Here is a 7,029-nt window from a genome sequence, read left to right on the forward strand (position 1 = left end):
AAGCGATAGCGTAGCCCGTAGCACGCCGACCTTGCCCACACAAGCGCAGCGAAGTGTGGGCAAGGGCACGCCCAAAATAAAATAATCCTACTTAATCTAACTCAAACCTCTAACCACTTTTTGGCAGTTTTCTATTTTGAGAGAACTTTTGTTTATTTGTATGTATGCTTCGTAGGATAGTCCATAAGGTTGCTGTGCGTTCCTTTCTTAAACGAATGCATAAGATAGAAAAGTGGCTTAATCAACCATTGCTTTACCAAGAGTTAATTTTACGAGAGCTTTTACAAAAAGCAAGTCATACACAAATAGGCAAGCAATACCACTTCCACCAAATAAAAAACTACGAACAATTTCAAAAATACGTTCCTGTCCATGAATATGAACAACTTTTACCATACTTCCGTCAAATTACCGCTGAACAACCTAATGTACTTTGGAGTAGCAAAATACAATGGTTTTCCAAATCTTCAGGAACTACCGATGCTAAGTCTAAATACATTCCTGTTAGCATAGAAGCTTTGACAGAAAATCATTTCAAGGGAGGAAGAGACTTATTAGCTTTGTATTTCAGTGCCAATCCAAAGAGTAAGCTTTTTGAGGGGCGTTTGTTAGCTTTGGGGGGAACACTCATACCGCATCCGCATAATTCACACTTTACTTGTGGCGATATTAGCGCCATTCTTATGAAAAATATGCCTGACTTAGCTCGTTTTTCGGCAGCCCTTACTCAAAAAACTGCCTTAATGAGCAACTGGGAACAGAAAATTGAAGCAATGGTCAAAGAAACCGCCAAACTGAATGTAACCGCACTTTTGGGTGTACCTACATGGACCTTAGTCCTTATCCGAAAACTGTTTGAGTACTATCCCCAAGCCAAAGAAAACTTACATTGCATTTGGCAAAACCTAGAGGTCTTTATCCATGGCGCTGTCAATTTTGAGCCTTATCAAGCAGAGTTTGAGCGTATTATTCCTTCTGCGGACATGTACTACTGGCAAACTTACAACGCATCAGAAGGATTTTTTGCTATTCAAATGGAGAAAAAAGCTAAAGACATGGTTTTGTTAGTCAATCACGGTATTTTTTATGAGTTTTTAGATCCCAAAACTAACGCAGTTTGCTCTTTACAGGAAGTAGAGTTATACAAACCTTACATTTTAATCATTACTACTAATTCAGGTCTATGGCGATACAATTTAGGCGATGTGATACATTTTACCTCTCGCAATCCTTACAAAATAGAAGTAATTGGGCGTTCAAAACTATACCTCAATGCTTTTGGCGAAGAACTCATGATACACAACACAGATACCGCTGTAGCCATAGCTTGCACTAAAACAAAGGCTATTCTAAAAGATTATACTGTTGCTCCTGTGTATTTTACTCACGATAAAGCTGGTAGACACCAATGGTTTATAGAATTTGTACAACAACCTGATAGTCTAACTGAATTCGCCCGGGTACTAGATGAAACTTTAAAATCTCTTAACTCTGACTACGAAGCTAAGCGGTACCGCAACATGACTATTCAAGAACCTGAAATTATCATTTTACCTAACGGAACTTTTGACAACTGGCTAAAAAAACACAATAAACTAGGCGGACAACACAAAGTTCCAAGACTGCAAAATGATAGAAAATTCGTAAATGAACTGATGCAGCTACTTAGTACTTAAAAAAGTGTGTTTTGTGTTATACGCCATTTGGACAGTTTTTATTACCTTTGCCGTAATAATATATTTACACTTTAACTTCACAATTTATGAAAGAGGTAAGAAATGATTGGACAAAAGCCGAAGTTGCTCAAATATACCATACGCCGTTGTTAGAATTGATATTTCGTGCTGCGGAAATACACCGAAAGTATCATAAACCGAATGAAGTTCAAGTATGTACTTTATTAAGCATTAAAACTGGTGGATGTCCTGAGGATTGTGCATATTGTCCGCAAGCTGCGCGCTATGATACTGATATTTCTGTGCATAAGTTAATGGACGTAGAGGAGGTAATTTCAGCTGCTCGGAGGGCAAAAGAGGCAGGCTCTACACGTTTTTGTATGGGGGCTGCATGGCGAGAAGTAAAAGATAATGCGGATTTTGAAAGGGTTTTAGCTATGGTCAAAGGGGTTAATGCGCTTGACATGGAAGTATGCTGTACCTTAGGTATGCTAACTGAACAACAAGCCCAAAAACTTAAAGAAGCAGGATTATATGCTTACAATCATAATTTAGACACTTCGGAGTCGCACTATGCTAAGATTATCACTACTCGTACTTATCAGGATAGGTTAGAAACTTTGAAACATGTTCGTAACTCGGGAATATCTGTATGCTGTGGAGGAATTATTGGCTTGGGCGAAACAGAAGAAGATAGAATAGAGCTACTACATACTTTGGCTACCTTACCTGAACATCCTGAAAGCGTTCCTATTAACGCGTTAGTACCTGTGAAAGGCACTCCATTAGAGCATCAGCCATTAGTGAACACCTTTGAAATGGTGCGTATGATAGCTACGGCACGAATTTTAATGCCCAAAGCTATGATACGACTAAGTGCAGGAAGAATACGCATGAGCTTAGAAGCCCAAGCACTTTGTTTTATGGCAGGCGCTAATTCCATTTTTGCAGGGGATAAGTTATTGACTACACCTAATCCGAGCTACATAGATGACCAAAAAATGTTCAGTATATTAGGCTTAAAAGCTAAAAAGCCATTTCAAGAAGCTAAATTACAGGAAGCTATTGAGCAAAAAGAAGATGAACGCTAGCAACGTAGTACAACTATGGGATGCCATTCTTGTAATAAATCCTGTGGCGCGGGAGGATGCAGTTCTTGTGGTATAGGTGGATGCGCAAGTTGCAACAAACTAAACACTTACGATTGGTTGGCAGGTTTGCAAGATGTACAGGCTTTTAATATCCACGAAGTACGATTCAAAGCCGATAGAAAAGACTTTTTTCAAAATGTTCATCGGTTGGATATTGTAACAGGCGATTGGGTAGTTGTAGAGAGCGAAAATGGAGGTTATGATGTGGGGCAAGTTTCTCTATCAGGAGAGTTGGTGCGTTTACAAATGCTAAAAAAGAAAATAGACCTTGAACAATATACACCTAAAAAAATTTATCGCAAAGCAAATGAGCAAGACTTACAAAAGCTACGCGAAGCCCGAGAGAGAGAAATGTCAATCTTATATCGCACTCGCGAAATAATCAAAAGCTTAGGCTTAGAAATGAAGCTTTCAGAAGTGGAATTTCAAGGCGATAGGTCTAGGATTACATTCTACTACACTGCTGAAAATAGAGTGGATTTCAGGGAATTGATTAAGATATTAGCAGAAGAGTTCAAAGTTCGGATTGAGATGCGGCAGATTGGACTAAGGCAAGAAGCGGCTAAATTGGGCGGAATTGGATCTTGTGGTAGGGAACTTTGTTGTAGTACTTGGCTAACTGACTTTAAGTCCGTAAACGTAAACGCGGCTAAATACCAATATCTCTCTCTCAATTCTAGTCGTTTGTCAGGACAATGTGGCAGATTAAAATGCTGCCTGAATTATGAGCTAGATTTATACCTTGAAGCCCTTAATTTTATTCCTAAAGTGGAACAGCCTATTCGCACTGTCAAGGGAGATGCTGTTCATGAAAAAACGGATATATTCAAAAAATTGATGTGGTTTAGTATCAAATCCGATAATACTTGGTACGCTGTTCCAATAGAAAGGGTCAACCAGCTTTTAGAAATGCAAGCCAAAGGTATAGTGATAGAAAGTTTGTTAGAACCACCGAAAATAGAAGAAAAATACGCAGACTTTGTAGATGTAGTAGGGCAAAGCGAGTTCGAGTTAGGTAACAAAAAACAGACTAAAAATGTTAAAGAAATTTCCCAAAAAACTGAAAACTCACAAAAAAAGCTAACTAATCAGCAAAAAAAAACTAATATTGACATTAAACCTAAAATTTTATCGGATAATCTATGAAGGCATATTCTTTCGTTATCCTTTGTGTATGTGCTTGGATAATCTTGTATTTTACTGCTTGTCAAAGAGCAGTTTTTGCCAAGCGACACTCCTTTGCAAACAACCAATGGAACAGCAAGGACTCTATCACTTTTGAACCTGAAATTAAAGACACTAATTTGGAATATGAAATTATTCTTAATTTAAGGCACACGCAGTACTATGAATGTAAAAACATTATTTTCAGCATGAGTATTACTGCGCCCAATGGTCAGATGCTTTCTTACGAACAATTTGACATACCCTTAGCAGATAATAGCGGTAGATGGACGGGTGAATGGATAGGCGATATTGTAGATCAAAAAATTATTCTGAAACGCAACTATAAGTTTGCTCAAGCTGGTAAATACACTTTCCGCTTTGCGCAACAAATGAGAGATAAAGAAAAACTGCATTCTGTTATGAGTGCAGAGCTAGTCATTAAAAGTAAGTAGAAGCAAAAAACTAACTTTTGACGACAAGCAGAACGGCTTGACCTTTTTTTCAAACCGTTTAGGCACTTTATGTTCAAGTTTGAAATTATAGCAGAAGATAAACACACTAAGGCAAGAGCAGGTATTCTACACACTCCACATGGTAGCATAGAAACGCCAATTTTTATGCCCGTAGGTACAGTAGGTACAGTAAAAGCAGTTTCGCAACAAGACCTTATTGAAAAAATTAAAGCGCAAATTATTTTAGGCAATACCTATCATCTATATTTACGCCCAGGTGTAGAAATACTATACAAAGCAGGGGGACTACATAAATTTATACACTGGGAAAAGCCCATACTTACTGACAGTGGAGGTTTTCAGGTCTATTCCTTATCTGCTATTCGTAAAATAAAAGAGGAAGGAGTAACTTTTCAATCTCATTTAGATGGCTCAAAGCATATTTTTACTCCCGAAAACGTGATAGATACTCAACGTAAGATAGGTTCGGACATTATGATGGTTTTAGATGAATGCACCCCCTATCCCTGTGAGTATAAATATGCAAAAAAATCTATGGAAATGACACACAGATGGGCAAGACGCTGCAAGAAACGTTTTGAAGAAACAGAACCTCTATATGGCTATACACAAGCTTTGTTTTGCATTGTACAGGGCAGCATTTACCAAGATTTGCGAAAGCAAAGTGCTGAAATACTATCTGAAATGGATTTTTTTGGTAATGCTATTGGGGGACTATCCGTTGGTGAACCTGCGGAGGTTATGTATGAGATTACTGATGTTGTTACGGATATCTTACCTAAACACAAGCCACGTTACTTAATGGGAGTAGGAACACCAGCAAATATCCTCGAAAGCTTTGCACTAGGTATTGACATGATGGATTGTGTGATGCCAACCCGGAACGCACGCAACGGAACGTTATTTACTCGCAATGGAATTATGAACATGCGTAATGCTAAATACAAAGATGACTTTTCCCCATTAGATCCCCTATCGGATTGTGAGATTGATCACTACTATTCTAAGGCATATCTGCGGCACTTACTAAACCAAAATGAAATTTTGGGCGCTTGGATAGCCACTATCCATAACCTACGTTTTTATCTTTGGCTTTCTGAACAAGCTCGCCAGCACATCATTCAAGGCGATTTTTACAGTTGGAAAAAAGAAATGGTATCCGCACTTACCCAAAAAATATAAAGCAAACCCTTACTGATTTTTGAAAGCTTCAAAGTCAAACAATAGAGAAAAACGTAAAGTATTTGCCAAAGGATGATTCTGTTGAAAAGGTACTAAATAGGCAAAGTCAAAACCTAAAACATTATAGCGGATGCCCATTCCAAAAGTCATATATTTTCTAGCACCTTTGGCAGGATCTTCATAAAAGAAGCCCGCACGTGCTGCGAAAAGTTTATTATACCAGTATTCTAAACCAATAGAGGTAGTAATTTCTGATATTTCTTCACTAAATCCACCTTGAGCATCGCCAAAAGATTGCATCATACCTGATATAAGTCCCGTTCTTGCTGCGCCACCTGCACTGGGGACTAAAAGCTTATTAAAATCATTAGTCAAAGTTATGCTATTGTAGTTATCTGCATCAATTTTGATAGCATATCCTACTCGCATGTTAGTAGGAATAAAATCTGCTGAACCGCTTGTAGTGTATCGTATTTTAGAACCAATGTTAGAGATATTAAAACCTACCCTAAGATTGATAGGTAGGTCAGAAACTGTAAAATCTTTGTTGTATAGACCTGCAATATCGGCTGCGCCTGCAATACCGGGTCTAATTACAGTGTTAGTTCCCCCAATCGTGAAACCTGCGGCAAGGTTTGAATAGATAAACCTTGCGGCTAAGGCTAAGGAAAAACTTTCAGACAGCTTACGGCTATATCCTGCGTCTATGGCAAACTCATTAGCATTAAATCGCCCTATTTGTTGTCCTTGATCGTTTGTAAAGATAATTTCGCCTAAAGTGAAGTAGCGAAGAGAACTTCCTATTGCTCCATCTTCGCCCATATTGTAAAAGCCTGATAAGTAAGATAAGCTTATATCTCTAACTCCTAACTGTGTTAGCCAAGGCGTGTATGAAATACCTGCTCCAAATTTTTTATTGATGAAGCTAATTGCAGCAGGATTCCAGTGCATAGCGTTGCTATTGTTTGTCAAGGCTACGCCTGCATCGCCTAAACCTCCTGATTGTGAGTCTGGAGTAATGATTAAAAAAGGGACAGCAGTGGTAATTGCTTTTGTTTGACCTGCGGCGTTGGGACCCGTGCTTTGGCTTACTGAAAGAGTGTAAAAGCCACATGTAAGCACAAATACCCAATAAAAAGCATGTTTTGACATAATGTTGGCTTAACGTACAGCGTACAAAATTAAGAAATATCAGCAATTTAACGAACTTAAAATGTGTAATCCTGTCTTAAAAAAGTACAAAAAGTTCAGGGGCACGGATGAAATATGTTTTTAGTCATGGAGTTGAGTATGATACAGAAAATTTTTATTTTTTGGGCGTGCCCCTTGCTGACGCAAGGGTCGGGGCATTCCGCACTGCGCTTCGCTTCGGTGCTTCGC

Annotated in this window: 6 protein-coding genes; 5 read left to right on the forward strand and 1 reads right to left on the reverse strand. The window is 38.5% G+C overall.

Annotated elements, in window-relative coordinates:
* Positions 1-164 precede the first annotated feature (164 nt).
* The 5 genes from NZ519_10240 to tgt all read left to right on the forward strand — a co-directional run bounded on the left by NZ519_10240 (position 165) and on the right by tgt (position 5,649).
* On the forward strand, positions 165-1,676 hold the full coding sequence (locus NZ519_10240; protein MCS7029126.1) for a GH3 auxin-responsive promoter family protein: 1,512 nt from the start codon (positions 165-167) through the stop codon (positions 1,674-1,676).
* Positions 1,677-1,762: 86 nt separating this feature from the next.
* Positions 1,763-2,767 (forward strand): biotin synthase BioB, encoded by a 1,005-nt coding sequence (bioB, locus tag NZ519_10245; protein MCS7029127.1) that lies wholly within the window; start codon positions 1,763-1,765, stop codon positions 2,765-2,767.
* Positions 2,768-2,782: 15 nt separating this feature from the next.
* Positions 2,783-3,973: a Signal peptidase-like protein gene (locus tag NZ519_10250; GenBank protein ID MCS7029128.1), complete on the forward strand. Its 1,191-nt coding sequence runs from the start codon at positions 2,783-2,785 to the stop codon at positions 3,971-3,973.
* The gene (locus tag NZ519_10255) at positions 3,970-4,446 is read left to right on the forward strand and encodes a gliding motility lipoprotein GldH (GenBank protein MCS7029129.1); all 477 of its coding nucleotides are present in this window, start codon (positions 3,970-3,972) and stop codon (positions 4,444-4,446) included. The genes NZ519_10250 and NZ519_10255 overlap by 4 nt, the downstream gene beginning before the upstream one ends.
* Positions 4,447-4,515: 69 nt before the next feature.
* A complete protein-coding gene (tgt, locus tag NZ519_10260; protein MCS7029130.1) occupies positions 4,516-5,649 on the forward strand; it encodes a tRNA guanosine(34) transglycosylase Tgt in 1,134 nt (377 codons plus the stop codon).
* Between the two features lie 9 nt (positions 5,650-5,658).
* Here tgt and porV read toward each other — a convergent pair whose 3' ends face one another.
* Entirely contained in the window at positions 5,659-6,801 is a 1,143-nt protein-coding gene (porV, locus tag NZ519_10265; protein MCS7029131.1) for a type IX secretion system outer membrane channel protein PorV, read from the reverse strand.
* Between the last annotated feature and the right edge of the window lie 228 nt (positions 6,802-7,029).

Source organism: Bacteroidia bacterium, assembly GCA_025056095.1.
Lineage (GTDB): Bacteria > Bacteroidota > Bacteroidia > JANWVE01 > JANWVE01 > JANWVE01.

Excerpts from the sequence above, each read along its gene's own strand:
- NZ519_10240 (MCS7029126.1), top strand. The coding sequence starts at position 165 with ATGCTTCGTAGGATAGTCCATAAGGTTGCTGTGCGTTCCTTTCTTAAA.
- bioB (MCS7029127.1), top strand. The coding sequence starts at position 1,763 with ATGAAAGAGGTAAGAAATGATTGGACAAAAGCCGAAGTTGCTCAAATA.
- NZ519_10250 (MCS7029128.1), top strand. The coding sequence starts at position 2,783 with ATGGGATGCCATTCTTGTAATAAATCCTGTGGCGCGGGAGGATGCAGT.
- NZ519_10255 (MCS7029129.1), top strand. The coding sequence starts at position 3,970 with ATGAAGGCATATTCTTTCGTTATCCTTTGTGTATGTGCTTGGATAATC.
- tgt (MCS7029130.1), top strand. The coding sequence starts at position 4,516 with ATGTTCAAGTTTGAAATTATAGCAGAAGATAAACACACTAAGGCAAGA.
- porV (MCS7029131.1), bottom strand. The coding sequence starts at position 6,801 with ATGTCAAAACATGCTTTTTATTGGGTATTTGTGCTTACATGTGGCTTT.